Origin of the sequence: Haloferax sp. AB510, assembly GCF_024136985.1 — an archaeon.
Taxonomy (GTDB): domain Archaea; phylum Halobacteriota; class Halobacteria; order Halobacteriales; family Haloferacaceae; genus Haloferax.
Window position 1 is genome coordinate 16,666 of sequence record NZ_JAMYJY010000019.1, and the last position, 26,235, is coordinate 42,900.

Here is a 26,235-nt window from a genome sequence, read left to right on the forward strand (position 1 = left end):
CCGACACGGTTTGCCGACGCCGACAGCGTGCTGGCATTTGACATGGGTGTCAGTGCAGTTCGGCCGCGGCAGTTGGGACTCGGTCGGAGAGAACGGATCGCCGTGTGCTCATTATCACGTGATTTGGGCGGAAGCCCACGGCTTCAGTCGTGCTAACGAGCGTCTGAAAGTCAGCCTTAGGCGAAGAATATTCGAGTTAGTTGATGGGTAGCAAACTCAGTTTCCGTAGATATATACACGCCATCACGTGCCGCGTCACGCGGTGGGACAGTGACGGTAGGAAAACAGATGACCAAACAAACAGATACCGACGACCTCGAACTCAGCGACGACGAACTGATAGAGGTCATCAAGAATCACGGAATCGACCGGCGATCACTGCTGAAAGTATTCGGTGTGGGTGCAGCCGTGTCGGCACTCGGGGGGACGGCAGCCGCGACCAGCGGCCGTGGAAACCGAATCGACGAGGTGTACGGCGCGCCGTACTCGGCGGATGACACCGTTCCCTCGGGACTCGTCGACCACGTCGTCGAACTTCACACCCACGAAGAGAACATCCACGACGACTTCCCGATTGACCCCGAGTCAGGGAACGAGGTTCCGGCGGAGTTCATCTTCGACCCGGTTGGACTGCACGTGCGCCCCGGCGAAGTCGTCGAATTCCGCGTCCACCATGGGCTTCACACGGTGACGTCGTTCCATCCGAAGTTCAGCGAACCTCCGGTATTCACGTTACCGAGCCGGGTTCCAACGTCACACGGTTTCACGTCGCCTCCGGTGGTGGGCGGTGACTCGTGGCTCTACCGCTTTACGAAACAGGGCGTGTACGACGTGCTTTGCCTCCCCCACCTCACCCTCGGGATGGTTGCCCGAATCGTCGTATCCGGCGGCGGAGCTGTCCCGTCGGACACATACGGACCGCTTCCGATTCCGAACGCCGGAGCTGTTCTGGGCGCTCCCGAGATGACACCGGAGAATATCGTCAGCGAAGGAAGCGTTGCCTGGGAAGACCTGACGCTGTAACCGAACTCCACGCGGCGGTGAAGCCGATCTCCGTTTTTATTTGTTCTATTTATCAATCAGTACTACGTCAAGGGCGGTGTTTCGAGAGCCCGTTATCGTGGCGTAGTTCGGACTCTCATCGGACAGCGAATGTACGGAGAGTCTGACGGCGCTCGACGTCGGCGCCCCCGGTCGTCCGATTCACCCCTGAAGGGACGACCGAGCGACCGGAAAACGGAGCGGCGAGAAGCAACCGCTGCGACCGTTAGTGTGACACACTGCGGTCGCTCCCGGGCCGGTGACCGAAAGAAGGCGCGAAAGCTCGCGCTTAGATGTAGTCGATAGCCTGCGAGAGCTCGAGCTTCATGCCCTTGCGCTCGCGGATCTCCATGATCTTCTCGCGCTGGAGGTTGTCCGAGAGCACGCGGAAGCCGGCGTTCTCCGTGTTCCAGGAGGCGCGACCTTCCGTGGCCGAACGGATGTCCGACGAGAAGCCGATCATCTCTTCGACGGGCGCGATGCCCTCGATGACCATGAGGTCACCTTCCTGGTACATGTCGTCGACGCGGCCGCGGCGACCCTGAATCTCGCCGGAGGCCGAGCCCATGTATTCGGAGGCGACGTCGATGCGGACGTTCTGGATGGGTTCGAGGAGCTTCACCTGACCCGCGATGAGCGAGCGGTGGACCGCGTCACGCGTCGCAGGGATGACCTGTGCGGGACCGCGGTGGATGGTGTCCTCGTGGAGGCGCGCGTCGTGGAGGCGCAGGAGCGTCCCCTGGACGGGCTCCGCAGCGAGCGGACCGTCGTCGAGCGCCTCTTCGAGACCCTCGATGACGAGTTCCATCGTCTCGTTGAGGTGCTGGATACCCTTCGTGTCGTCGATGAGGATGTTCGTCCCGTGGATGTGTTCGACGTTCTGGGACGTGTCCTTGTCCATGCCGGCTTCCTGGAGGGCCTCGCGGCGCTCCAGTTCGGGCATGTCCATCGAGATTTCGCCGAGCTTGATGGAGTCGACGATGTCCTGCGAGAGGGGTTCCGCCGTGATGTAGAACTTGTTGTGGCGGTTCGGGGAGACGCCCTCGACCTCGTGGGACTTGCCCTGGACCTGCTCGCGGTAGACGACAATCGGCTCACCGGTGCGGACCGGGATGCCCTGGTTGTCGCGGATACGCTGGGTGATGACTTCGAGGTGGAGCTCGCCCTGCCCGGAGATGAGGTGCTCGCCCGTGTCCTCGTTAATCTCGATGCGGATGGTCGGGTCTTCCTTCGCGACCTGCTGGAGCGTCTGGATGAGCTTCGGCAGGTCGTCCATGCGCTCTGCCTCGACGGACTTCGTGATGACAGGCTCGGAGATGTGCTCGATGGACTCGAACGGCGTCATCTCGACGGAGGAGACGGTGGAACCGGCGATGGCGTCACGGAGACCCGTGACGGCCGCGATGTTCCCCGCGGGAACGCCGCGGTCGAGTTCCTCGCGCTCGCCGCCCATGAAGACACCGACGGACTGGACGCGGTTCTTGCCCGCGGTCCCGGAGACGTAGAGCTCCTGACCCTTGCGGATGGTGCCGGAGAACAGGCGACCCGTCGCGATTTCGCCCGCGTGGGGGTCCATCGAGATGTCGGTCGCCATGAAGACGACTTCGCCTTCGTCGTCGACTTCGCGCATCTGGCGCGCGAGGTCGGACTCGGAGTCACCGCGCCAGACCGTCGGGATACGACGGGGCTGAGCGTCGAGCGGGTCGGGGAAGTGCTCCGCGACCATGTCGAGGACGACGTCCGAAAGCGGCGTGCGCTCGTGGAGTTCCTGGCGGTCGCCACCGCGCTCGAGTTCCATGATGTCGCCGAAGGAGATACCGGTCTCCTCCATCGACGGCATGGAGACGCCCCACTTGTACAGGGCGGACCCGAAGGCGACGGTCCCGTCTTCGACGGAGACCGTCCAGTCGTAGTCCTTCTCCTCGGTCATCCCGCGGATGAGCTCGTTGACGTCGGAGATGACGTCGACGAGGCGCTTCTGCATCTCCTCGGGACCTTCCTGCAGTTCGTTGATGAGGCGGTCGACCTTGTTGATGAAAAGCGCCGGCTTGACGCCCTCGCGGAGCGCCTGACGCAGGACCGTCTCGGTCTGCGGCATGGCACCCTCGACGGCGTCGACGACGACGAGCGCACCGTCGACGGCGCGCATCGCGCGCGTCACGTCGCCACCGAAGTCGACGTGGCCCGGCGTGTCGATGAGGTTGATAAGGTGGTTCTCGCCTTCCCATTCGTGGGTCATCGAGACGTTTGCGGCGTCGATGGTGATGCCGCGTTCCTGTTCGTCTTCCTTCGTGTCCATCGCGAGCTGCTGGCCGGCAGTCTCGTCAGAGATCATGCCTGCACCCGCGAGGAGGTTGTCGGAGAGGGTCGTCTTACCGTGGTCGACGTGAGCGGCGATGGCAATGTTCCGGATCTGCTCCGGCTTGTCCATCAGTTTCTCACATTCCTGGACGATCTTCTTTCGTCGGCCCATTATACAGTGGTCTACCGGCAGGAGGGTCAAAAGAGTAGTGTTTTTGCCGAGCGGATTTCCCATTTTCAGCCGTCCTACCGCCGGGGTATGAGCATTTTTGTCACGATAGGTGAGACTGTCCGCCGGACGCGAATCTCGTTGCCGGGGTCGGCGTAAGAGTCATGTTGATTGATAACATTTCTCAACTCGAATGGACCTCCGAGTCGTCGGGGGCGCACCGGCAGACCCGTTCTTGAGCGCCGCCGACCTGTTCGAAACCGAGTTCGAGCTTTCGTACCCCGTGTACGTGCGCGTTCGCGATGATCCCGACTCCCGCACGTGGGCCGGCCACTATCAGGACCACCACGTCCTCAACATCTCCCGGCAGGCCGCCACCAGCGCGATGGCCCGCGAACTCGCGCTCCACGAACTCTCACACATGGCCCGAAACGAGGAAGGCCACGTCTCGCACTACCAATCCACGCGCGAGGCGGTCTTTCTCGCGCTCGCGGGCAGAACCGTCGAGCGTCGGAAGCTCGCGCACTGCTATCAAATCGCTAATCACTGCAAGGATATCTATGCCGACGACCTGACGCTGTCTGTCGCGCCCGCGGACAAACTCGTCCAGTTCCTCGAATCGCAACTGGCGGCGGCGCTCGCCGACCGACCGCAGGCGTCCGGACGCCCCGGCTCTCGACTTGTCACCGCGGGTTCGGACCCCGAAATCACGGCCGTGAACGCCGCGTTCGCCCTCGCGCTCGTGGAGCGACACGACCTCGTCGAGCCCGACCACCGGCTGTACGACCTCGCCCACGCCGCGGGCGACGACGCACCGTCGGTGTCGCTCGACACGTTCAAAGAACAGTTCCGGACGCTCGCCGACGACCCCTCGAAAAGCGAGTACCGCCGGACGCTCGTCGACGTGGTGAAACACTACGTCGTCAACCCGGGAATGGCCGCCGACTGAGTGCTACGCTACGCACCGGTCACGAGGCGCCAGACGAACGGTGTGAGTCCCACCAGACCGACCGTACGGCGTCGTCACTCGGCGCGGTGAAAAACGGAAGAGAGTGGAGAGATTACCGGGCCGCTTCGGCGACGCGCTCTTTCTCCTCTTTCTGGGAGATAGCGTACGTCTGGACGTCGTAGTCGGCCGCGCCGATGAGCTGCTGTGCGAGCGCCTCGGCGGCGGTGGTCGTCGTCTTGTAGGAACCGCTGAGCGTGCCCTGTGCGATGAACTTCAGCGCCTCGTCGACGCGGCGCTGCGGGGCGACGTCGACGGCCTGCGGGACCGAGATACCGCCGTACTTGAGGCGGACGGTCTCCTCGCGGGGACCAGCGTTCTCGACCGCGCGGATGAGCACCTGCACGGGGTTCTCCTCGGTGCGCTCGTGGACGATTTCGAACGCTTCCTTGACGATTTTACTCGTCTTCTGCTTGTGTCCCGTGTTGTCCTCGGTCTGCATCAGACGGTTGATGAGCCGCTCGACGATGCTGATTTCGGACTTCTGGAACTGCTTCGAGGCGTGACGACCCATCGTGTGGGCGATGGGCGTCGCCTTGATGTACCGGCTCATGCTGGGGTCGGTGTACTCCATCTCGGAGACGTCCCAGACGCCGAACAGAAGCGCGTTCTCCTTTGCTTCCTCGCTGCTCGCGGGGGACTCGGGCTCGGGTGCGTCGCTTTCCGACATGGTTAGCGCACCGGCTTTTCAGCGTTCCCGCGGACGAGTTCGATCATCGAGACGCCGTTGACCTTCTCGACCTTGTAGTTGACACCCGAAAGGTCACCCATCGCGCGACCCTTCGCGCCGCCGATACCGGCATGGTGACTTCGTCGTGTTCGTCGATGAACGAAATCGCGCCGTCACCGGGACAGAAGGCGGTGACCTGCTTTCCGTTCTTGATGAGCTGAACACGGACGCATTTCCGAATCGCCGAGTTCGGCTGCTTCGCTTCGATACCAACCTTCTCGAGGACGATGCCGCGACCCTGCGGGGCACCCTCGAGCGGGTCGGACTTCTTGCCGAGACCGCGCTCACGGCGCGCGTACTCAGAGTCGGACCAGCGGCGCTTCTGCCGGTCCTGCTTGAGCTTGCGCGCGGCGTATTTGCCGTTCGCCATAGTGAACAACAGTTCCAGATGGAGCTACTTAAGCCTCCCTTTTCGAATCCGACGAGACGGCTTCAGGAGCGATTAGCGCCCCCTAAGGAGGAATCTGAGGTCGTTTCTCCGATTCGAACGACGGCCCCTCCGCGTCGAAGAGGGACTAAACCGCCCGGAGATTGTGTCGTTTCGTCCACCCGTGCGAACGATGCGCACACGGGCCGACGCGCCCGTCCAGCGGGGTCACTCGCCGCCGCGCTCGCCGACGAGGTCCACGTCGAGGCGACCGCTGACCTCGCGGCCCGACGCCGGACCGAGTGTCAGCCCCTCCTCGTCGAACCGCCGCTTGACTCGACGACGGTACTGCGAGCGAACGTCGACGAGACTCACGTCCATCGGCGAGGCGACCCAGAACTCCGCCTGTAGGCCGATCGAACTCCCGGCGAACTCGAGGATGCGCGCGGTCGGTTCCGGGTCGTCGAGCACGCGGTCGTCCTCCCGCGCCGTCTCGACGAGTTCGCGAAGCGCCAACTCCGCGTCGTCGGTGTACGCGATATCGACGCGCTCGGTGATTCGGTACCGCTCTCGGCCGTACGGGCGAGTGAGCGCGTTCGTCGTGAGTTCCGTGTTCGGTACCGAGATGGTCTCGTTGTTCACCGTCCGCACGCGCGTGACCCGGAAGTCAACCGCCTCGACGACCCCCTCGCCACCGGGCCACGATATCCAGTCGCCGACGTTGAAGTCCGGGTCGGCTACGAGAAAGAGGCCGCTGATGAGCGCGCCGATGACCTCCTGTCCGGCGACCCCGACGACGAGCGTCAGCGCCGCGACGATGAGCGCCGTGTCGGTCAGGACTGACGCGTAGCCCGCGCCGATGACGCCGGCGAGCCCGGCGAGGACGATGACGAAGGCGTGCGCGTAGGTCTCCGTCGCCGACTTCAGCGTCGGGTTGTTCCGGTTGCGGGAGCTGACGAGTCTCGTCACGCCGGGGACCAACAGGAGCCGACCGACGAGATAGACCACGACCGCGGCGGCGGCGAACCCCGCGGTCGCGCTCGCGAGCTCCTCGTACTCCGAAAACTGCGTCGGGTCGAGTTGCCCGACTGCGACTCCGACAGACTGTCGTATCGGCGACATGCGTAGCTCGCGGGTCGGTGGAGACAAAAACGTGTGGTCGAGCAGACCGCCGCCCTACGTCAACTGGATGTCGTCGATGTCGTAGTGGCGACGCGCCAGTTCACGGGCGGTGTCGATTGTCTTCCCGCTCGCGCCGATGGCGACGCCGCGGTCGGCTTCGGCGACCTCGACGTACGCGACGGTGTCGTTCTGCCGCGAGAGAGTCACGTGTCGGACGGCCGCCGGCGCGAGCGCGCTCGCGACGAACGCCTCGGGCGTGTCGGCGTCCTCGACCAGCTCGACCGACCGACCGAGTTGCCGCTCGACCGACTGGACGGTCCGCCCGCCGGGGCCGATAGCCGTCGCCATGTCGCCCGCGGCGACGAGGAAGACGACCCGGTCCTCGAACACGAGGCAGTCGTGGGCGGTCGCCTCCGTCTCCTCCTCGAAGAGGGCGATGAAGCGGCGGGCCGTATCCGACAGCGTAACTTTCATCGTCAGTCGTCAGACGGTTCTGGTGCCGCGTTGGCGTCCGCGTCTTCGACGTCGAGCGAACCCATGCGCAGGTCCACGTCGCCGGTGCCGATCGCGATCGGCTTGCCGACGATGACGTTCTCGATGACGCCGTCGAGGTCGTCTTCCTCGCCGTGGATGGCGGCGTCGAGCAGGTGGTTGACCGTGACCTCGAACGCGGCGCGGGCGAGGACGGAGTCCTTCGACCCGGAGATACCGTGGCGACCGATGGACTCGATGGTCCCGTCGTTCGTCATGATGTCTGCGACGAGCATCAGGTGGCGGATGTTCACGTCGTCGAGACCCTGCTCGCGGAGCGTGTTCATCGTCTCGTCGATGATCGCCTCACGGGCGGCCTCAATGCCGAGCTGCTTGTGCACCTCGTGGATGTTGTTCGAGGTGGTCCGGGAGGCGTCGACGCCCTCGATGGCGAGCGCGTCGCCGAACGCCGAGCCCTCGGTGTAGAGGACGAACTCCTCTTCGTCGGTGTCCTCGTTGTTCTCCTTGCGGATGACGACGCGGGAGACCTCCTCGATGCCCTTGAACACGATGTCGCGCAGTTCCTCGACGAGTTGGAGGAGCCGGCGGTAGCTCGGGCTCTCGGGGCCGAACTCGATGAGCGTCCCCTCGCGGCGGGTCTTGATGCCGAGCGCGTCCTCGATGGTTTCGGCGATTTCGCTCGCGACGACGCCCTCGTCGTCGTAGGTCGGCCAGCGCTCGAGGAGCGTCTCGTCGTTGAGGTCGATCTGGACGACCATGTCGGCGACGTTGGTCGAGATGTCGCCGAGCGCCAGAATCTTCGTGGACTCGATGTTCCAGACGACCTGGTGGGCGAGTTCGCGGTTGTTCGCGTACTCGTCTTCGAGGTACACCGTCATCATCGGCGTGTCGGGGGTCTTCCGCGCGTCCACCAGTTCGATGAGGCGCGGCAGCCCCTGCGTGACGTCAATTTCGGCGACGCCCGCGTAGTGGAACGTGTTCATCGTCATCTGCGTCCCCGGCTCACCGATGGACTGCGCCGAGACCGTCCCGACGGGGTCGAGCGGGTCGACGCGGGTGTCGAGGTAGCGCGCCTCGACGGCCTGCGCGATTTCGCCGGCCTGTTCGAGCGAGACGCCCTCGCGCTCTTCGATGGTCTGGTAGATGCGGTCCTTCAGGCGTCGAGACAGCTCTTTGGACTCGACGACGTCGACGATGGCGTCGTCGACGAACTCGTAGTCGGCGGTTGCGTCGTGCTTAGTCATCGGATTCGACCCCCGCACGGGCGTCGACACGCGGTTCGGCGTGCTCGGAGAGGTTGGTCGGCGGTTCGCGCTCGCCGAGGAAGCGTTCCTTCTCCTCGTTGGAGCTGAACTCCGAGGTGAGGATGCGGTCGGCGATGTTCTCGACGTCGATGGGGTTCTCGTCGTCGGACGAGACCTTCACCGGACTCGTGCCGTCTTCGCCGAACTCGAACTGAACGATGGTCCCCGACGTGTCGCGGACGGAGCCGTCGTACTGTGCCTCGAGTTCGGAGAGGGCGTTGATGAGACGACGCTGCAGGTACCCGGACTTCGAGGTACGGACTGCGGTGTCGACCAGCCCTTCGCGGCCACCCATCGCGTGGAAGAAGAACTCGCGCGGCGTGAGGCCGGCGCGGTAGGAGTTCTCGACGAAGCCGTGGGCCTCGGCCGAGAGGTCGCCTTTCTGGTAGTGGCTCAGGGTGCGGCCCTCGTAGCCGCGGTTGATGCGCTCGCCCCGAACTGCCTGCTGGCCGACACAGCCGGCCATCTGGGTCAGGTTGAGCATGGACGCACGCGCGCCGGACTTCGACATCACGACCGCGGGGTTGTCCTCCTCGAAGTGATCCTCCGCGATTTCACCGGCGGAGTCGCGCGCCTTGCCGAGGCGCTGCATGATCTTCATCTCCAGCGTCTCGTCGACGGAGCGACCCGGCAGGGACTCGAGTTCGCCCGCCTCGTAGATTTCGATGAGTTCCTGAATCTTGTCGTAGGCGGCGTCGATGGCCTCGTCGACCTGCGCCGTCGCCTCGTCCGGGATGGACTCGTCGTCGATACCGATAGACAGCCCGAAGTGCATGATGGCGCGCATCGCGAGCGAGGCAATCTCGTTGATGAAGATGCGCGAGCGCGTCTTCGAGTAGTCCTTGGCGAGGGCGTCGACGATTTCGCCGCCGAACGCGCCGACTGCGTCCTCGTCGATGGTGCCCTGCGTGAGTTGGCCGTCCTCGATGGTGACCGTGTCGCCGACCTTCGAGGTGAACTCCATGTTCAGGTCGTCCGGCAGGAGCTCGGAGAAGATCTGCTGGCCGGTCCAGTAGGGCTGGCCGTTGTCGTTTTCGCCCGCGGGCTCGGGGAGCGTGTCCACGCGCGTCGCGCGGAGCAGGTCGAGCGCCTGCGTCTCGACGAACTCGGGGTTGTCGTGAGTGAGCAGGTAGGTGCCCGAGATGTGGTCCTGAATCGCGCCGATGATGTTCTCACCGAAGCGCGGCGAGAGAATCTGCTCTTGGACGCGCATGAGGACGCGCGCCTCGGCACGGGCCTCCTCGTTCTGGAGGGCGTGCATGTTCATCTCGTCGCCGTCGAAGTCGGCGTTGTACGGCGGGCAGACGACGGTGTTCAGGCGGAACGTCTTGTACGGCATCACGACGACTTCGTGCGCCATGATGGACATCCGGTGCAGCGACGGCTGTCGGTTGAAGATGACGATGTCGCCGTCGACGAGGTGGCGGTTGACCTCCCAGCCGAGTTCGACCTTCTCCGCGAGTTCCTCGCAGTTCTTCTCTGTCACCTTCAGGCGGCGGCCGTCCGGGCGGCGGACGTAGTTCGCGCCGGGGTGGCTCTCGGGTCCGTTACGGACGTACTGTCGAGCCTCGTCGATGTTGCGCTCGGTGACGTTCATCGTCTGGGTCATCTCGGACGCGACGCGGTCCGGGACGCCGACCTCGTTCAGAGAGAGCGTCGGGTCCGGCGAGATGACGGTACGCGCCGAGAAGTTGACGCGCTTGCCGGACAGGGAGCCGCGGAAGCGACCCTCCTTGCCCTTCAGGCGCTGACTGAGCGTCTTCAGCGGGCGGCCGGAGCGGTGGCGCGCCGGCGGCGTGCCCGAAATCTCGTTGTCGATGAACGTGGTGACGTGGTACTGGAGCAGTTCCCACAGGTCCTCGATAATCAGCTGCGGGGCACCCGCCTCGCGGTTCTCCATGAACCGCTGGTTGATGCGGATGATGTCCACGAGCTTGTGGGTCAGGTCGTCCTCGGAGCGCTGGCCGTTGTCCAGCGTGATGGAGGGACGCGCCGTGACCGGCGGGACGGGGAGGACGGTCAGAATCATCCACTCGGGGCGCGACCGGTCGGGGTCGATGCCGAGCGTGATGAGGTCCTCGTCCGGGATGTCCTCGAACCAGTCGCGGATGTCCGAGGGCATCAGCTTGTTCATGTCCTCTTCGGTGAGGTCGAGGTCGAGCGCCTTTTCGAGCGCCTTGCGGTCGTCGCCGACCGGGCGGAACTCCCCGGCGAGCACCTGATTGACGCGCTCGGCGTCGAGTCCGGTCTCGTTGGCGAGGGTGACGGGGTCGACGCCCTCGTCGTCCTCGTCGTCGGGGTCCGGCTGCATCGCTTCGGCGATGCGCTCGGAGTAGTCCCCGGCGAGCACGTTCTGGACCTCGTAGTAGGTCGTCGGCTTCTCGTGTTTGATGTCGTGCTGCGGCGAGCCGCAGTGGGGACAGCGGTGGGCCTTGCGGGCCTGCCGGACCGCCGACTTCATCACGTCGCTCCAGTCGTCACCGAGTTCCTTCGTGCGACCGAGCTTGTCGCGGTACTCGTCTGCCTCCTCCTGGGTGAGCGAGAGGCGACCGCACTCGCGACACGTCGAGCGGAGCAGGCGGCGGATGAGCTTCGTGAAGCCGACGTGGATGACGGGCGCGGCCAGTTCGATGTGGCCGAAGTGCCCGTTACACGACCCGGAGTGCTGGCCGCAGGTGCGGCACTGCAGCCCGGGGTCGATGACGCCCAGCCGCGGGTCCATGAGACCCATGTCGATTGGGTAGCCGTCGTCGTCGTAGGTGTCCGCGGTGATGACCTTCGTCGCGGACATGTCTCGGTACGTCTCCGGGTCCATCAACCCGAACTGGATGCTGCCGATTTCTTTGGGTGTCTGCATTGACATGAGTGGTTAGACCGCGTCCTTCAGTTCGATTCGCGGCCGGACGCCGAGCGCGACCATCTCGTCGAGGAGCAGCTTGAACGCGTAGCTGATCTCGATCTCGTGGATGTTGTCCTCGTCGCCGGTGACCGGGTCGTAGATGCGGCGCTGGTCGCGGTCCTCGACGGCGACCATGCCGGTGTCGGCGGAGATGTAGACCTTCTCCTTGTCGGAGGAGTCGAGCAGGCGCTCCTGGAGCACCATCGCGGCACCGTGGCCGATGACGGTGTCGCGCTCCATCTCCCCGAGACGGAGGCCACCCTCGCGGGCGCGCCCCTCCGTCGGCTGGCGGGTGAGCACCTGCACGGGACCGCGCGAGCGGGCGTGCAGCTTGTTGCTCACCATGTGGTACAGCTTGTGGTAGAAGATGATGCCGACGAAGATTTCGGCCTCGATCTTCTCGCCGGTGACGCCGGAGTACATGACCTCCTTGCCGGAGGACATGAACCCGCGCTCTTCGAGCGCCGAGCGGAGTTCCTCTTCGTTTTCGCCCTGGAAGGCGGTGCCGTCGACGCGGCGGCCTTCGAGCGCGCCGACCTTGCCGCCGAGCATCTCCAGCACGTGGCCGACCGTCATCCGCGACGGCAGGGCGTGCGGGTTGAGCACGAGGTCGGGAACGACGCCGTCGGCGGTGAAGGGCATGTCCTCCTGGGGTGCCAGGTGGCCCACGACGCCCTTCTGTCCGTGACGGGACGCGAACTTGTCGCCGAGTTCCGGAACGCGCTGGTCGCGGACGGACACCTTGGCGAGTTTCGAGCCGTCTTCGCCCTCCATGAGGGTGACCGTGTCCACGACGCCGGACTCGCCCGAGCGCATCGTGACGGAGGTCTCGCGGCGCTTCTGCGGCGAGAGCCCCGCCATGTCGTCGGGTTCCTCGAGGAACCGCGGCGGCGAGGTTTTGCCGAGCAGCACGGAGTTCTCGTCGACGACCGTCTCGGGGTTGACGAGGCCGTCCTCGTCGAGGTGCGAGTACGCGTCTTCACCGCGCGCGCCGCGCACGTCCTGCGACGGAATCTCGAAGCGGTCTTCCTGACCGCCGGGGTAGCGGCGCTCTTCGCCCTCGTAGGTGCGGAAGAAGTGCGAGCGGGCGAGGGCGCGTTCGACGGACCCCTTGTTCATGACGAGCGCGTCCTCGATGTTGAAGCCCTCGTAGGACATGACGGCCACGACGAAGTTCTGGGCCGCCGGTCGCTCGTCGAACCCGATCTGCTCCGTGGTCTGCGTTTTGACCATCGAGAGCTGCGGGTAGTGCATGAGGTGCTGACGGGTGTCCGGGCGGATGCGGTAGTTCGCCGCGGGCAGCCCGAGGGACTGCTTCATCATCCCTGCACCCATCGTAATGCGGGGCGAGGCGTTGTGTTCCGGGTACGGAATCATCCCGGCACCGATGCCGAAGATGAGCTGCGGGTCGATTTCGAGGTGCGTGTGGTCCTCGTTGAGTTCGTCCTCGTCGACCGCGACGTAGATGTCTTCTTCCTCCTCGGCGTCGATGAACTCGACGAGTCCGCGCTCGACGAGGTCGTCGAAGTCGAGTTCGTTGTTGTCGAGCGCCTCGACGTGGTCGTCGTCGAGGAGCGGCTCGCCGTCTTCGACGACGATGAGCGGACGGCGGGCGCGGCCCGCGTCGGCGTTGATGATGACTTCGCGGGTGCGCTCTTTGACGGAGACGTTCACCATCTGGCTCACGTCGCCGCGGCGGCGCGCCTCTCGGATCTGTGCCGCGAGTTGGTTGGGGTCCGGGTGGGTCCCGACGAGACTACCGTTGACGTATACTTTCGCTTCTCGCTGTGCCTGAGCCATGTTAGTCGTCCGCGGGTGTGGCGTCGACGCTGTCGATGCCGGGGATACCCTCGACACCCATCGACGCGAGTTCTCGTTTCAGCGACTGTTCGTCTTCGACGTTCTGGGAGAGCTCCATCGCCTGCGCGAAGTTCTTCACCAGTCCACAGTTCGGTCCCTCGGGGGTCTCGGAGGGACAGATGCGACCCCACTGGGTCGCGTGCAGGTCGCGCGCCTCGAAGTGCGGCTGCGACCGCGACAGCGGACTGCGAAGGCGACGCAGGTGCGACAGCACACCCATGTAGTCGGTGCGGTCGACGAGCTGGGAGACGCCGGAGCGGCCGCCGACCCAGTTGCCCGTCGCGATGGGGTGTTCGAGCCGCTCGGTGAGCACGTCGGACCGGACGACGGTGTTGACCGTCAGGTTCCGGTTCCGCATGTTGGCGCGTTCGAGCTGGTACTTCACGTCGCGCGCCAGCTTGTTGAGCGCCGTCCGGAAGAGGTCCTTCATGAGGTCGCCGGAGACCTTCAGGCGCTTGTTGGCGTAGTGGTCCTTGTCGTCGGAGTCGCGGCGCTGCAGCGCGAGTTCGAAGCACGCCTCGGCCATGCGGCAGAGGTAGTACGCCTTGTTCATGCGCACTTCCTCTTCCTCCGCGCCCTCCTCGTGGAGGTGCGGGAGCAGGTAGCGGTCGATGACGTAGTTGGCGCGCTTGAGCTGGTAGTTCTTGCCCTGCCCGCCGGCGACGCGCTTGCCGAGCGCCTCGATGGCCTGTTCTTGGGTCTGCACCTCGGCCTCCTCGAGGTTCTCGAGCATGAACTTCACAATCTCCGGGTCGTCGGAGACGCGGTGGACGATCTCCTCGTCGGATTCGAGGCCGAGCGCGCGGACGAGCGTGACGAAGTTGACGCTCCCGGAGACGGACGGGAACGACACTTCGAGGAGCCCCTCGCGGTTGCGTTCACAGAGCACGAGCGCGCGGTAACCACGGCGCTGGCTGAACGTCTTCGCGACCTGAATCTCGTCGCCGTACTTCGTGTCGTACTCGGCGAGAATCTTGTTCGGTGCCAGGTCCTCCGAGGTCATGAGCACGCGCTCGGAGCCGTTGACGATGAAGTAGCCACCGGGGTCGACGGGGTCCTCGCCGATTTCGACGAGGTCCTCGTCGGAGAGTTCCGCGATGTTACACTTCGAGGAGCCGACCATGATGGGCATCCGGCCGACCTTCGTCTCGGCGGTGTCGACGACGACCTCCTCTTCTTCCTCGCCGCCGCGGACGATGGACATCTCCATGAACACGGGGGCGGAGTAAGTGATGTTGCGCAGGCGCGCTTCCTGCGGGAAGAGCAGTTCCTCGGAGCCGTCGGCCTCGCGGACGCGGGGCGTCTCCACGCGGACGCCACCGAGTTCGACGTAGACGGGTTCCTCGCCCTCCTTGTCGCCGATGTCGGTCTCGATGGTCGCCTTCTCCTCGACGACGTCCATCATGCCGCGTTCGAGGAACGCGTTAAACGAGCGGAAGTGGTGTTCAGCGAGCCGTTCTTCAGAGAAGTACTTGCGAGAGACCTCGCGTCGCGCTTGTCGGTTCATTCGATCACCAGTCGGTATACGACTGCTTTGTCTGTCGTTCGAGAGTTCCGAACGATCTTGATGACATCGCCGGGCTCTGCGTCCTCGGGGAGCGCCGGGTCCTTCAGCTTGATCTTCGGGAGGTTCGTCTTCTCGACGTTGTACTCCTGTAACACGTCCTCGACGGCCTCGTCGTCGAGTTTCGTGTGTTCCGGAACCAGTTTGTGTTGGCTTACGTCTACCATGTATGGTGCTGCTGGGTGCTGGAAGAAGCTGTCACGGGATACTACGGCTGATTTTGGGACGCACCCATTTAACACTTGCCAACTTCCTCGAAGAAAGGCGACGCTATCGGAGGTCACGCACCGGAGATGCGCGAATCGTCACGTGTTGGCATGGGGTATCCCAATATAAATGTCTTCGGGGCAAGAATCGCGGTACCGCGGGCCAAGGGCAACCCAGATGGTAAGTCTTATCTATAAACCTCGGCTACGGATGAGTGCAGACGGAGGGCCCGGGTGGTGTAGTGGCCCATCATACGACCCTGTCACGGTCGTGACGCGGGTTCAAATCCCGCCTCGGGCGTACTTTTCGATGAATTACTCGCTGAGCGCCGAGTCTCGTCTCGGCGCGGCCGTAATTCTCGTGAATACCCCAAAAGGGATTGAACCAAGGAGCGATGCGAGCGTCAGCGAGCAGAGCGACTGAGGTTCAAATCCCGCCTCGGGCGCTTTTCCGAACGTTACAAGCCAAGCGACGCGTCTTGTCGCGTCGCGACCCCTACGTGCTGTAACCGCCAGACAGAGGGATTTGAATCAGGGAGCGACGCGAACAGAGTGAGCGGAGCGACCGAGGTTCAAATCCCGTCACACCCGTTCGTTCACGTCGTTCACTCACGGGAGTTCCTGAGTTCACCTCACGCTGTTCGGTGAACTCCCGCCTCGGGCGAACTTTTCGATGAATTACTCGCCGAGCACCGGAGACGCGTCACTACCGCCATATTCTCGCGTGACGTCTGTACAGTATCGTGAACAGCACAACGGATGGGCGAGTCGTCGTCGTAACCGGCGCGAACGAGGGTATCGGCTACCACACGCTGACGGCGCTCCTGAAGAAGGGATATCGGGTCGCCGGACTCGACATTAACGTTGACAATCTCCGGCCGCTTCAGGAGGCGTCTCCCGACCGCGTCCGCGTCTACGAGTGCGACGTCACGAACGATGACGACGTGGAGGCGACGGTGGCCGAAATTCTCGACGAGTGGGGGCACATCGACATCCTCCTCAACAACGCGGCGATATTCAACTTCGGCCTGTTCGACGACCGAACGCTCGACGACACGCGCGAAGAGTTCGAGGTGAACTACTTCGGCTACCTCCGGATGATACGGGCCGTTCTACCACACATGCGGGCCCGGAACTCCGGGCACATCCACAACGTGAGCTCCGGCGTCGGACTCGTCGGCACGCCGGGACTATCGGGGTACGCGTCGACGAAGGGCGCAATCGAGGCGTTCACCCGGTCGCTTCGGATGGAACTGCAACGCGAGAACGTCTCCTGTTCCGTGATGCACCCACCTTACACCGCCACCCGGTCGGCGGCCCGACTTGGGCTCCCATCGTCGATGATGAGTGACCCCGAAGACGTAGGGCGGAAGTTCGCCGACAAAATCGAATCTACCCGCCTCGTCGTCACCGCCGACCTGACGACCAGAATCGGGCTGTACCTCGCCCGCCGCTTCCCGTTCATCGTCAAGCGGGGTACCAAGCAGTTCCTCGACGAGCGCGAGGCGACCGCCGAATCAGTCGGACGGTGACGGGCGCGAGCGCCGGACTCACCCGACGAGGCCGCCGACTGCTCCGCCAATCGCCACGCCGACCAACGCCGCAACGAGCGTCCCGAAGGCGTACCGGGCCGCCGTATCGTAGTCGCCCGCGTCCGTGAGTTCCGCGACGCCGACCGCGAACGAGGAGAACGTCGTGAAAGCCCCACAGAATCCGGTTCCGGCGAGCGTCGCGGCCGCGTTGCCGACGGGCGCGGAGACGAGAAAACCCAGCGCGACGCTCCCGAGGACGTTGACGGTGACGGTGCTCCACTTGCCGACGACTCGCTGGTCGACAGTGTGCCGGGCGACCGCGCCGGCCATCCCGCCGACGCCGACGAGGGCGGCCGAGAGAAGCGAGAGAGTCATTGCCGCCCTCCGAACGCGAGGCCGAGCGCGGCGGCGGCGAAGCCGAGCGCGTAGTTCGCGCCGACGTTGAGCGCGCCGCCCATCGGCGACAGCGACACGGTCTGGACGGCGAACGTGCTGTACGTCGTGAACGACGAGAGCAGCCCGGTCCCGAAGAACAACTGCGCCCGGCGGGAGGAGACCGACGTGATGAACGTCCCGAGGAGGAAGCTCCCGAGGACGTTCACCGCGAGCGTGCCGCCCGCGCCGGGAATCGCGACGGAGACGCCGTAGCGCAGTATCGCGCCGGCGAAGCCACCGAGGGCGACCAGCGCCAGTTCCGAGCGGTCCATACGGCTGTTCTCCGGCCAGACTACTCCATGGTTTCGGAACGGTCACGGTCGGGAACCGCCCGCGGCGTCGCGCCGCAGTCGGGCGTCTCTCGGGGACGCACCCGCACGTCGTGGACGGTCTCCGTGGTGTCGTCGACGACGAGCGCGCAGCCGCGTTCGCGCGGGAGCCGGGACCGGAGCGACTCGTCGAAGTACGTCGGGTCGGCGGCGGCCATCGCCGACACGTCGGGGCCAGCGGTGAGTCGGTGGACGACCCGGAGGTCAGCCTGTGAGACGGCGACCTCGGGGAGCGCGGAGGGTCGCTGGGTCGCGAGAACGACGCCGACGCCGGGGGCTCGGCCGCGCGTGAGAAGTGTCCGAAGCGCGGAGTCCGCGAGTCCGCCGGCGAACGCGTGGGCCTCGTCGAGAAGCACCCACGGAATGCGAGAGACCGAACCCGCGACGCGGGCGTCGTAGAGACCGCGGGCGACGACGCGGACGACCGCGCTCGCGGGGGTCTCGTCCAGCCCGGAGAGGTCGAGCACGTCGGGTACGGAGCCACAGAGCGACCGTGGGTCGAGCCCGTCGGGGTGGAATACGTCCCACGAGTCGGCGAGTGCGAGGTGGTTCGCCGCGGCTCTGCGCGTCTCGGGCGCTGCGTCGGCGTCGTCGACCGCTCCGCGCATCGCCAAGAGCGAGTCTTCCTCGGCCGCGAGTCGCCACACGAGCGACCCGGCGGGTGCGGTCGGGTCGAGACCGAGCAGGTCCGGCCACGCGCTCGGCGGGAACGCGTCGGCGCGGACAGTCGGCGCGTCGTGGATCGTCCCGTCTATCGGTGACTCGGCGAGCCCCCCGAAGACGCCCATCGGGTCGATTACGACTGGTGCGACGCCCACGGCGCGCGCCAGTCCCTCGGCGACGACGCCGAGCGTGTGGGACTTCCCGCTGCCGCGCTTGCCGACGACGACGGCCGCGTGCGGGCGGTTCACGTCGAGGCCGACGGCCGCCCCGTCGCTCCCGTCGCGGGCGCGGTAGTTCCCGAACCGGCAGACTGGACTATCGTCGTCCGACTCGCGACCGATGATGTGCATGAGACGGGTTGGTCCCGTGATGCGACTTGAACCCCGGGACGAGAGTTTATATACGAACCCGCGGCCAGACGGCCCATGCTCGATACGTTTCGGTCAGACACGCGCGCCATCGAAGGGCTCCCGGTCCGCCTCGTCGTCGCTCTCGTGGTCGGCGTCGCCAGCATGAGCGTCATGCTCAACATGCTCTCGGGAGTGCAGGGCCTCGCCACCTCGGAACTCGACGTGAAGCCGACGCCCGACGTGGTCGGCCCGGGCGCACAGGACCTCGACTTCACCGTCGTCGACCACGAGGGAAACCCCGTCGAGGGGGCGACGGTCATCGTGAAATCCGGTACCGCGGAAATCGACGGCGTTGCGACGGCAAAGACCGGCGGCGGCGGGGCAGCGACTGTCCACGTCGACGCCGAACTCGGCGCGAACCGCGAGGACGGAACGCTCGTCGTGGACGTGAAACCGCCCGCAGGGAGTTCGTTCGTCGACCGTCGCGAGAACACGAACGTGCTCGTCGTTCAAGACTGAGCGCGGTACTCGGCGTCCTAAACGCGGAAACCGCGGGCCGCGACCTCAGCGTTCGGGGTGCGTCGCCGCGTCGAATCCACCGCGAACGAGCGGTTTGGCGATGTGTCGGCGGGCGCAGGGCGGCACCTCGTACCAGCCGAGTTCGAGGTCGCGGTCGACCGCCCGCTCGACTTTGCCGGGCGCGTCGGTCCCGCAGTCGCGACACCGGTAGCCCTGATTCCGCCCGGCGCTTTTCATCGTCCGCCCGCAGTCGGGGCAGACGGGCGTCGCGGGTTCCGTGCGCACGAGGTCGCGGACCGCGAACTTCTCCAGTTTGAGCGTCCCGTCTCCGACCTCGCCGCAGGCGGTGAGCGCGTCGCCGACGCGGAGCGCCCGCACCCGGTGTCGGAAGCGCTTCGTCGGTTCGAAGGCGGCGACGGAGACCGTCGAGCCGCCGGCTTCGAGGTCGAAAAAGACGTGGCCGCCGGCGCGCGTCTCCGGGTCGGAGGCGACGGTCCCGGCGACGCGGTAGGCGCGGCCGTCACGGAGGTCCGAGACGACGCCGTCTCGAAGATGCGCGTCGGTCCCCTGGTTCGTGAGAAACGTCGCCGAGCGGTCGACGGGCTCCGAGTCGATGGCGGCGGCGACCTCGCGGACGGTGTCGGCGTCGTCGCCGCGGATGCCGTGGAGAATCGGCCCCGGCGCGTTCGGCACGCAGACGGCCTCGCCCTCCTCGCGGTCCACGGTGTCCCACGCGTCGGGATACGCCGCGTCGGCGGCGTCGAAAACGGAGTCGAAGTCGACCTCGCGGGGCGTCCCGCAGCGGTGGAACTCGCGGTAGGAGATGTGTTCGTAGGTCCACTCGTCGAAGGCGGCCCACGCGCCGACGGCCGCGAGCGCGCCGATGCGACCCCGCCCACCGTGCCAGCCCTCGGTCAGGAACCCGGAGCGCTCGGCGAGGTCGACCGCGGCGTCGAGGTCGTGGAAGTCGCGGACGGCGTCGCGAGCGAAGTCGGCGACGGCGGTCGAAACCGTGTCGGCGGACCCCGGCGCGACGACGATGCCCGGACTGGTTCGGTCGTCATCGAGGACGGCCCAGCGGTCGAGTTCCTCGCGGGCGAGGGCGAACGCCGCGCCCGCGGGAAGGTCGGTGTGAATCGCCAGCGCCGCGTTCCCGCGGGTCTTGTGTTCGACCGCCGGGTTCAGGCGGACGAGGAGTCGTCGCTCGACGCTCCCCCCGCGGGCCTCGACGGCCTCGGCGACGAGCGTCGCCAGGTAGGTCGTACACATCCCGAGGGTGCGGGAGTCGGTGTCGTCGAGGCCGATGACGGTCATCGGCGGAGATTGCCGGAGGGCGCAGTAACGCCTTTCGGGTCGGTCGCGGCTATATAAATGCGGCATCGAGAAGGGATACACGTCGGCGAGGGCGGCGATACCGGGGAAAACGCTTTATGGGCCGAATCGCTTATTGCCCCCTATGTCCCGGTCAGCGCTGGTTGGTAATGTCGCCGCGATGCTCCAAGACGCGGGCTTCGTCGTGAGCGACCGCATCGCCATCCGGCCGAAGAGCTTCGACCTCGCCGCGCGGAGAGGCGAGGACCTGTTGCTCCTCAAGATACTGGGGAACATCGACGCGTTCGACGGCATCACCGGCTCCGAGATGCGACGCCTCGGTTCGTACCTCGACGCCACGCCGTTGGTCGTCGGGCTTCGGACCCGAGACGAGGACCTCAAACCCGGCGTCGTCTACTTCCGCCACGGCGTGCCGGTGTTGAACCCCGACACCGCCATGGACCTGTTCGTCGAGGAGGTTCCCCCGCTCATCTACGCCGCCCCCGGTGGGCTGTACGTGAGCCTCGACGGCGACGTGCTCGCCGAAGAGCGGCAAGAACGCGGATGGAGCCTCGGACAGCTCGCGACCGAACTCGGCGTCTCGCGGCGAACCGTCTCGAAGTACGAAAACGGCATGAACGCGAGCATCGAAGTGGCGATTCACCTCGAAGAGCTGTTCGACCGGCCGTTCTCGAACCCGGTCGACGTGCTCACGGGCGCGGAGGACGTGCGCGACGCCGAGCCGACACCCGACGACCCCGACGTGGACCCCGACGACGAACACGTCCTGTCGGTGCTGACGCGCGCCGGCTTCACCGTCCACCCGACCGCCCGCGCACCGTTCAAGGCCGTCAGCGAGGACGCCGGACGCAAGAAGGAGACGAACGTCCTCACGGGTCACTCGCCGTTCACTCGAAGTGCCGAGAAGCGCGCCCAAATCATGTCTTCGCTCGGCGAAATCACGCGGACGCGCTCCGTCTACTTCGTCGAGGAACAGCAGAAGCGCGAGTCGGTCGACGGCACCGGCATCGTCAGCTGTGAGGAACTCGCCGCCATCGACGACCCCGACGAGATTCGCGACCTGATTCGCGAGCGAACCCGCGACCCCGCAGAGAGCTAACCGCAGGGTCGCGGCACGCTATCGTGCGGTTGGTACTATGGTTATTATCGTCGCCAGCGTAGCGGTTGCTATGTCGAACGTGCGAGGGCGGAGCGGGAAGGACGGGGTGAGTGAGGAATCGCGGGCCGCCGTCGAAACGCTCGCGGCCGCGGTGTGGCGCGAGGCCGCGTCGTGGCCGGCGGTCGAGCGGACGGTGCTTTTCGGCTGCCCGTCGTTCCGGGCGAACGGGACGCTCTTCGCCGTCGTCTCCGAGCAGGGGCTCTCGCTTACGTCGCTGTCGGCCGAGTCGCGAGCGGCGGTGGCGGAACGACACCGCGTCCTGCCGTTCGAGGCGAACGGTCGCGTCGTCGGGTCGTGGGCGACCGTCGATATCGAACCGAGCCGAATCGCCGAACTCTCGGACGCGCTCCGCGCGAGCTACGAGGCGGCTGTGGGTCGAAAACGAGAACAGTAAGCGAGAGCGCGACGCTCACCGTGGGACGAACCGGACGGAGGGGACGGAGTTACGCCGCCGAGCCGTAGGTCTCTTCGAGGTAGTCGACGATATCGTCGCTCTCGGGCATCCCCTCGACGCCGTGTTCCTCGTCGACGAGGACGGGGACGCCAGTCTGGCCGCTTACCTCCTCGACCTCCGTGCGCTCGGCGTGAGCGCTGGGGACCATCTGCGACTCGTATTCGAGGTTGAGTTCAGCGAGCTTGTTCTTCACTTTCGCGCAGTACGGACAGCCCTGCAGTTCGTAGAGGACGAGTTGAGACATCGCTCGGAGGTATGGAGTCCGAGCGGAAAAACGCGGCGGTGGTGTGTGTCGCGGACGCATCGGAGAGAAACGCACGCCTGCGGGGGGACCGAGCGGTCGCGAGCGGCGCCTCAGACCTGCGCTTGCAGCATGCCCGAGGTGCGGATGACGAAGTAGAGGAAGAACGCGACGGCGAGTGCCCACTGGCCGGCACTGACCTCGTCGTACTCACCGGCTGCGACCTTCACGAGCGGGTACGAGACGATGCCCGCCGCGATGCCGTAGGCGATGGAGTACGTGAAGGGCATGACGAGGATGGTCATGCCGGCGGGGATAGTGACGGTGATGTCGTCCCACGCGACGTCGACGACGTTGCGGAGCATCACGACGCCGATGACGACGAGCGCGATGTGGGAGGCGTACTGCGGGATAGCAGTTGCGAGCGGGACGATGGCGAGCGAACCGAGGAACAAGAGGGCGACGACGAGCGCGGTGAGGCCCGTGCGGCCGCCCTCTTCGACGCCGGTGGCGGACTCGATGTACGTCGTGACCGTCGAGGTGCCGAGCATCGCGCCCGCGGTGGTGCCGACCGCGTCGGCCATGAGCGGCTTGTCGATGTCGGGGAGGTCGCCGTTCTCGTCGAGGAAGCCCGCGACCTGACCGACGCCGACGAGGGTGCCGGCGGTGTCGAAGAAGTCGACGAAGAAGAACGTGATGACGATGAGGGCGAAACTGAACGCCTCGACGTTCCCGAAGCCGGAGATGAACGCGCCTGCGAGGGGCGTGATGTCGTAGGTGGCGGCACCTCCACCGGGCATAACGAGGTCAACAGCACCAAGCAGAGGGAGCGAAATCGTTGTCGTCGTTGCACCTACGACCAGACCCGCATCAGGAGCAACGAATCCGAAGGCAGTAACTGCCCATCCGACAATCGCCGTGCCGGCGATACCGATGATAATCGAACCTGGAATACCTGCGGCGTAGAGCGCGAACGTGAAGAACAGGCCGACGATGGAGACGATGGCGACGGGGTTCGACGCGAGGTCGCCCATCGTGATGAGCGTCGCGGTGTCGTTGACGACGATGCCCATCGCCTGTAACCCGATAATCGCTAAGAACAGCCCGATACCGGTTCCGACGGCCATCTTGACCGGTTCGGGGAACACCTTGATGATGGCTTCCCGCGCGCCGACGGCGGTGAGCGCGATGAAGATGACACCCTCGACGAAGACGGCCGCGAGCGCCGTCTGCCACGGGACGCCTAACGCGCCGACGACGGTGAACGCGAAGAAGGCGTTCAGGCCGAGCCCCGGCGCTTGCGCGAAGGGTCGATTGGCGTAGAACGCCATAACCATAGTCGCGATGGCGGCCGCGAGGATGGTGACGACGGCGAGCATGGACTGAACCTCCCCCGGCGTGTACCCGGCGATGGCGATGCCGTCGACGCCCTCGATGTACGGTTGGTCTGTGAGAAGCGACGGGTTGACGACGACGATGTACGACATCGTGAGGAACGTCGTGATGCCCGCGAGAATCTCGGTCCTGACCGTGGACCCGTGTTTATGCACGTCGAAGTAGTTTGCGAGGGTTTCAGAGAGCCCCATGATGCACGACTAAGCATACCCACGATTGCACACATAAGCATTACCATCCTCCCGAACAGAATTATCCACGAACGTGAGTTAAACTACCGATTCAGTGTGTGAGAACGGCACAGAAGTGCCTATTTCCCCACCAGTTGTAAGTGAACTAACGAGTTTTGAACCGTTTATTCGAGCGACCGCGGGAGCGCCTCAGTCGAAACTGCTCAGCGCGCCGACCGGGGCGTCGGTGAGCTCGCGGGCGCGGTTCGTCCCCTCGTCGCCGACGGCGATGAGCGCGAAGACGCCGGCGATGTCGGCGTCGGCCTGCAGCGCGATGTCCAAGAGGAGTTCCTGCGTCTCGCCCGAGCGGATGAGGTCGTCGACGACGAGGACGCGCTCGCCGTCGTCGATGGCGCTGGCGGGGAGGTAGTAGGTGAGTTCGATGCCGGACGCGAGGCGCTGGCGCGACTCGATGAAGTCCTCGACGGCGGTCTCTTTCGACTTCTTCGCGTACGCGAGGCGCGCGCCGAAGTAGCTCGCCATCGCCGCGCCGAGGGTGATGCCGTCGGTCGCCGCGGTCAGAATCACGTCGGGCCGTTCGAGGTTCAGCGTGTTCGCCGCGACGGGCGCGACGAGGTCGAGGAACGACTGGTCGAAGACGACGCCGGAGTTATCGACGTAGCCTTCGTCGTCGAATCGGACGCGGGCTTCGAGTTCGTCGGCGAGCGCGTCGCGGCCGACGCCCTCGACGACCTCGCGGGCGCGTTCGACCCCGGGCAGGACGTGCCCGTTGACGTAACGGTTGAGGTCGCCGGCCGGCAGTCCCGTGAGTTCGGCCAGCTCGTCGTACGTCCGGGTCTCTTTGAGCATCCGGAGCACGGAGACAGCCTGCAACTGGAGTGCGGCCTTCTCTGCTCTGTTCATGCCTCCGCCTTCGTACTTGCACAAAAATGAATACTTCGATTGCCGATTCCGAGTGAATTAGTCACAAGCGTGTATTAGCGGTCGGCGTCAGCCAGCAGGTCCTCGGCGGTGAGAAGCGACTCCAGTTCGATGTCGTGTTCGGCTAACAGCTCGGCTGCGCCCTCCTGTCGGTCCACGACGACGATGACGCGGTCAACAACCGCGCCGGCCTCGCGGAGCGCCTCCACGGCGTCGACGGCGCTCTGGCCCGTCGTCGCGATGTCTTCGAGGACGACGACCTCCTCGCCCTCCTCCAGTGCGCCTTCGATTCGCTTTGCCGTCCCGTACTCCTTCGCCTTCTTGCGGGCGATGACGTACGGCTTGTTCGTCTCGACCGCGGTCGCGGCCACGAGCGGGACCGCGCCGAGCGCGACGCCGGCCAGTTTGTCGTCGTCCGCGACGCGCTCTGCGAACGCCTCGGCGATGAGCTTCAGACATCGGGGGTCGGTCTCGAAGAGGTACTTGTCCACGTAGTAGCTCGACGTGCCGCCGTGAGAGAGTTCGAACTCGCCGAACTGGACCGCGTCGGCGGCTCGAAGCGCCTCGATGAGTGCTGCGTTCGCCATCTTGTTTCGAGAGGGTTCAGGGAGGCGCTTAAGCGGGACGGTTCGGGGTGAGCGGCACAAATAGTCGGCCGTACCCGAGAAATAGATCACCCTACCTGTAAGAGAAGATATGGATTCGTTCTCCGACCCGGACCACCTGTGGAACCGAGTTGAAGTTCCGTTCGACGACGAAACGAGACAGCTTCCTTCAGAGGCGTTCGAATCAGTCGCTGAGAGGGTCGACAGCCACGCAGTTGTCGGTATAACCAACGCCAAGGGAGACGTGCTGCTGCTGGACGATGGTTCTCACGGGTGGACACTTCTCGCCTTCCCTGTGGAACACGGCAAAGACTGGCTGGCTGTGGCTCGACAGGAAACCGGGTCACTTCTCGATACCTCAGTCGTCTTAGAGAAGGTTGAGTTCGTCCGCTGTATCGAGTTTCAATCCGCGGACGAGGACGACGGACGCACCACGATGCACAACGTGGTCTTTCGTGTTTCAGTATCTGATGATGTAGTTATTGGGGAGACACAGAAACAGGAAGACCGGGTGCTTAGCTGGTTTGCAGGAGTTCCTGAGGAACAGGAAGGAGACGTTGCCGACGATATTCGACAGTTCGTGGAGAACTGACGTGTCGAGGTCCGGTTGAACCGGTTCAGCAATCGTTCTGTTACTGTACCGCGAACGAGGCCGAAGGCCGAGTCTCGCGGCCTTTTTTCCTCCAGGTTTTTCAAGGAGCGGGTCGCCGGAGGCGACCCCGACGCAGAAAAAAGTGGGTCACCAGGGCTCGTTTTTCAGTCCGAGGAGGTACGCGCCGACGTTGGTGACGACGTGGAGCACGGGCGTCATCACGAGCACGACCGCGAGCACGGGCAGGGTGAACGTCGCCGAGAACCACCCGGGCGCGGCGACCAGCGCGAGGACGAGCGCGCCGACAACGAAGTCGAGTTGGTCGAGACCGGGGAACGCGGCACCGCGCTCGCGGCCCGAGCGGCGCTTGAGGAACGACGCGCCGATATCGCCGAGCATCGCGCCGAGCGCGAGGCCGAACCCGGCGGCGAGCGGGAACGTCGGAAGCGAGACGCC

At 65.3% G+C, this 26,235-nt stretch carries 25 protein-coding genes, 1 tRNA gene and 1 pseudogene; 8 read left to right on the forward strand and 19 right to left on the reverse strand.

Annotation, left to right across the window (positions count from 1 at the left end; all coding sequences use genetic code 11):
* Window positions 1-288 precede the first annotated feature (288 nt).
* On the forward strand, window positions 289-1,023 hold the full coding sequence (locus NKF06_RS05585) for a plastocyanin/azurin family copper-binding protein (RefSeq protein ID WP_253244781.1): 735 nt from the start codon (window positions 289-291) through the stop codon (window positions 1,021-1,023).
* 307 nt (window positions 1,024-1,330) lie between these two features.
* On the opposite strand, the gene NKF06_RS05590 is transcribed toward NKF06_RS05585, so the two are convergent.
* Window positions 1,331-3,514 carry an elongation factor EF-2 gene (locus NKF06_RS05590; RefSeq protein WP_004969064.1) on the reverse strand — a complete coding sequence of 728 codons (2,184 nt, stop codon included), beginning with the start codon at window positions 3,512-3,514 and terminating at the stop codon, window positions 1,331-1,333.
* A gap of 190 nt (window positions 3,515-3,704) precedes the next feature.
* Between NKF06_RS05590 and NKF06_RS05595 the strand changes: the two genes are divergently transcribed.
* Window positions 3,705-4,460 carry a DUF5781 family protein gene (locus tag NKF06_RS05595; protein ID WP_058826735.1) on the forward strand — a complete coding sequence of 252 codons (756 nt, stop codon included), beginning with the start codon at window positions 3,705-3,707 and terminating at the stop codon, window positions 4,458-4,460.
* 112 nt (window positions 4,461-4,572) lie between these two features.
* Here NKF06_RS05595 and NKF06_RS05600 read toward each other — a convergent pair whose 3' ends face one another.
* The 9 genes and pseudogenes from NKF06_RS05600 to NKF06_RS05640 all read right to left on the reverse strand — a co-directional run bounded on the left by NKF06_RS05600 (window position 4,573) and on the right by NKF06_RS05640 (window position 15,022).
* Entirely contained in the window at window positions 4,573-5,187 is a 615-nt protein-coding gene (locus NKF06_RS05600) for a 30S ribosomal protein S7 (RefSeq protein WP_058826736.1), read from the reverse strand.
* 2 nt (window positions 5,188-5,189) lie between these two features.
* Window positions 5,190-5,617, reverse strand: a pseudogene (locus NKF06_RS05605) (30S ribosomal protein S12).
* Window positions 5,618-5,842: 225 nt separating this feature from the next.
* Window positions 5,843-6,736, reverse strand: a complete 894-nt coding sequence (locus NKF06_RS05610; RefSeq protein WP_253244782.1) for a mechanosensitive ion channel family protein — start codon at window positions 6,734-6,736, stop codon at window positions 5,843-5,845.
* Between the two features lie 54 nt (window positions 6,737-6,790).
* Entirely contained in the window at window positions 6,791-7,210 is a 420-nt protein-coding gene (locus NKF06_RS05615) for a NusA-like transcription termination signal-binding factor (RefSeq protein ID WP_004973575.1), read from the reverse strand.
* A gap of 2 nt (window positions 7,211-7,212) precedes the next feature.
* On the reverse strand, window positions 7,213-8,472 hold the full coding sequence (gene rpoA2, locus NKF06_RS05620) for a DNA-directed RNA polymerase subunit A'' (RefSeq protein ID WP_058826738.1): 1,260 nt from the start codon (window positions 8,470-8,472) through the stop codon (window positions 7,213-7,215).
* The gene (locus tag NKF06_RS05625; protein WP_253244794.1) at window positions 8,465-11,389 is read right to left on the reverse strand and encodes a DNA-directed RNA polymerase subunit A'; all 2,925 of its coding nucleotides are present in this window, start codon (window positions 11,387-11,389) and stop codon (window positions 8,465-8,467) included. The genes rpoA2 and NKF06_RS05625 overlap by 8 nt, the downstream gene beginning before the upstream one ends.
* A gap of 12 nt (window positions 11,390-11,401) precedes the next feature.
* Window positions 11,402-13,231, reverse strand: coding sequence for a DNA-directed RNA polymerase subunit B (gene rpoB, locus NKF06_RS05630; RefSeq protein WP_058568216.1), 1,830 nt, complete (start codon window positions 13,229-13,231; stop codon window positions 11,402-11,404).
* 1 nt (window position 13,232) lies between these two features.
* Window positions 13,233-14,798 (reverse strand): DNA-directed RNA polymerase subunit B'', encoded by a 1,566-nt coding sequence (locus NKF06_RS05635; RefSeq protein ID WP_004969057.1) that lies wholly within the window; start codon window positions 14,796-14,798, stop codon window positions 13,233-13,235.
* Window positions 14,795-15,022, reverse strand: a complete 228-nt coding sequence (locus NKF06_RS05640; protein ID WP_004044577.1) for a DNA-directed RNA polymerase subunit H — start codon at window positions 15,020-15,022, stop codon at window positions 14,795-14,797. The genes NKF06_RS05635 and NKF06_RS05640 overlap by 4 nt, the downstream gene beginning before the upstream one ends.
* Before the next feature lie 267 nt (window positions 15,023-15,289).
* On the opposite strand from NKF06_RS05640, the gene NKF06_RS05645 reads away from it, so the two are divergent.
* Window positions 15,290-15,362 (forward strand) — tRNA-Asp (locus NKF06_RS05645).
* A 442-nt stretch (window positions 15,363-15,804) separates the two neighbouring features.
* A complete protein-coding gene (locus NKF06_RS05650; protein WP_253244783.1) occupies window positions 15,805-16,593 on the forward strand; it encodes an SDR family NAD(P)-dependent oxidoreductase in 789 nt (262 codons plus the stop codon).
* Between the two features lie 18 nt (window positions 16,594-16,611).
* Here NKF06_RS05650 and NKF06_RS05655 read toward each other — a convergent pair whose 3' ends face one another.
* Genes NKF06_RS05655 through NKF06_RS05665 form a run of 3 tightly spaced genes read right to left on the reverse strand, consistent with a single transcriptional unit; the run spans window position 16,612 to window position 18,370 of the window.
* Complete coding sequence (locus NKF06_RS05655) at window positions 16,612-16,968, reverse strand: CrcB family protein (protein ID WP_253244784.1); 357 nt, start codon at window positions 16,966-16,968, stop codon at window positions 16,612-16,614.
* Window positions 16,965-17,300, reverse strand: a complete 336-nt coding sequence (locus NKF06_RS05660; RefSeq protein WP_253244785.1) for a CrcB family protein — start codon at window positions 17,298-17,300, stop codon at window positions 16,965-16,967. Before NKF06_RS05660 ends, NKF06_RS05655 begins: the two co-directional genes overlap by 4 nt.
* Window positions 17,301-17,320: 20 nt before the next feature.
* Window positions 17,321-18,370: an ATPase gene (locus tag NKF06_RS05665; protein WP_253244786.1), complete on the reverse strand. Its 1,050-nt coding sequence runs from the start codon at window positions 18,368-18,370 to the stop codon at window positions 17,321-17,323.
* 75 nt (window positions 18,371-18,445) lie between these two features.
* On the opposite strand from NKF06_RS05665, the gene NKF06_RS05670 reads away from it, so the two are divergent.
* A complete protein-coding gene (locus NKF06_RS05670; RefSeq protein WP_253244787.1) occupies window positions 18,446-18,889 on the forward strand; it encodes a carboxypeptidase regulatory-like domain-containing protein in 444 nt (147 codons plus the stop codon).
* A 45-nt stretch (window positions 18,890-18,934) separates the two neighbouring features.
* Here NKF06_RS05670 and NKF06_RS05675 read toward each other — a convergent pair whose 3' ends face one another.
* On the reverse strand, window positions 18,935-20,203 hold the full coding sequence (locus NKF06_RS05675) for a tRNA(Ile)(2)-agmatinylcytidine synthase (protein ID WP_253244788.1): 1,269 nt from the start codon (window positions 20,201-20,203) through the stop codon (window positions 18,935-18,937).
* Window positions 20,204-20,345: 142 nt separating this feature from the next.
* Here NKF06_RS05675 and NKF06_RS05680 point away from each other — a divergent pair, with 142 nt between their 5' ends.
* Window positions 20,346-21,320, forward strand: a complete 975-nt coding sequence (locus NKF06_RS05680) for a transcriptional regulator (RefSeq protein WP_058568222.1) — start codon at window positions 20,346-20,348, stop codon at window positions 21,318-21,320.
* Window positions 21,321-21,390: 70 nt separating this feature from the next.
* On the forward strand, window positions 21,391-21,774 hold the full coding sequence (locus NKF06_RS05685) for a hypothetical protein (RefSeq protein ID WP_253244789.1): 384 nt from the start codon (window positions 21,391-21,393) through the stop codon (window positions 21,772-21,774).
* Window positions 21,775-21,823: 49 nt separating this feature from the next.
* Here NKF06_RS05685 and NKF06_RS05690 read toward each other — a convergent pair whose 3' ends face one another.
* The 4 genes from NKF06_RS05690 to pyrE all read right to left on the reverse strand — a co-directional run bounded on the left by NKF06_RS05690 (window position 21,824) and on the right by pyrE (window position 25,169).
* Window positions 21,824-22,078, reverse strand: a complete 255-nt coding sequence (locus tag NKF06_RS05690) for a glutathione S-transferase N-terminal domain-containing protein (RefSeq protein WP_058826747.1) — start codon at window positions 22,076-22,078, stop codon at window positions 21,824-21,826.
* Window positions 22,079-22,188: 110 nt separating this feature from the next.
* Window positions 22,189-23,661: an NCS2 family permease gene (locus NKF06_RS05695; protein ID WP_253244790.1), complete on the reverse strand. Its 1,473-nt coding sequence runs from the start codon at window positions 23,659-23,661 to the stop codon at window positions 22,189-22,191.
* 189 nt (window positions 23,662-23,850) lie between these two features.
* Window positions 23,851-24,564 carry a phosphoribosyltransferase family protein gene (locus NKF06_RS05700; RefSeq protein WP_004969046.1) on the reverse strand — a complete coding sequence of 238 codons (714 nt, stop codon included), beginning with the start codon at window positions 24,562-24,564 and terminating at the stop codon, window positions 23,851-23,853.
* A 74-nt stretch (window positions 24,565-24,638) separates the two neighbouring features.
* Window positions 24,639-25,169, reverse strand: coding sequence for an orotate phosphoribosyltransferase (pyrE, locus tag NKF06_RS05705; protein ID WP_253244791.1), 531 nt, complete (start codon window positions 25,167-25,169; stop codon window positions 24,639-24,641).
* A gap of 109 nt (window positions 25,170-25,278) precedes the next feature.
* Between pyrE and NKF06_RS05710 the strand changes: the two genes are divergently transcribed.
* Window positions 25,279-25,779: a hypothetical protein gene (locus NKF06_RS05710; RefSeq protein ID WP_253244792.1), complete on the forward strand. Its 501-nt coding sequence runs from the start codon at window positions 25,279-25,281 to the stop codon at window positions 25,777-25,779.
* Between the two features lie 147 nt (window positions 25,780-25,926).
* Here NKF06_RS05710 and NKF06_RS05715 read toward each other — a convergent pair.
* Window positions 25,927-26,235: CDP-archaeol synthase (locus tag NKF06_RS05715; RefSeq protein ID WP_253244793.1), on the reverse strand; the 309-nt coding region annotated here is incomplete at its 5' end.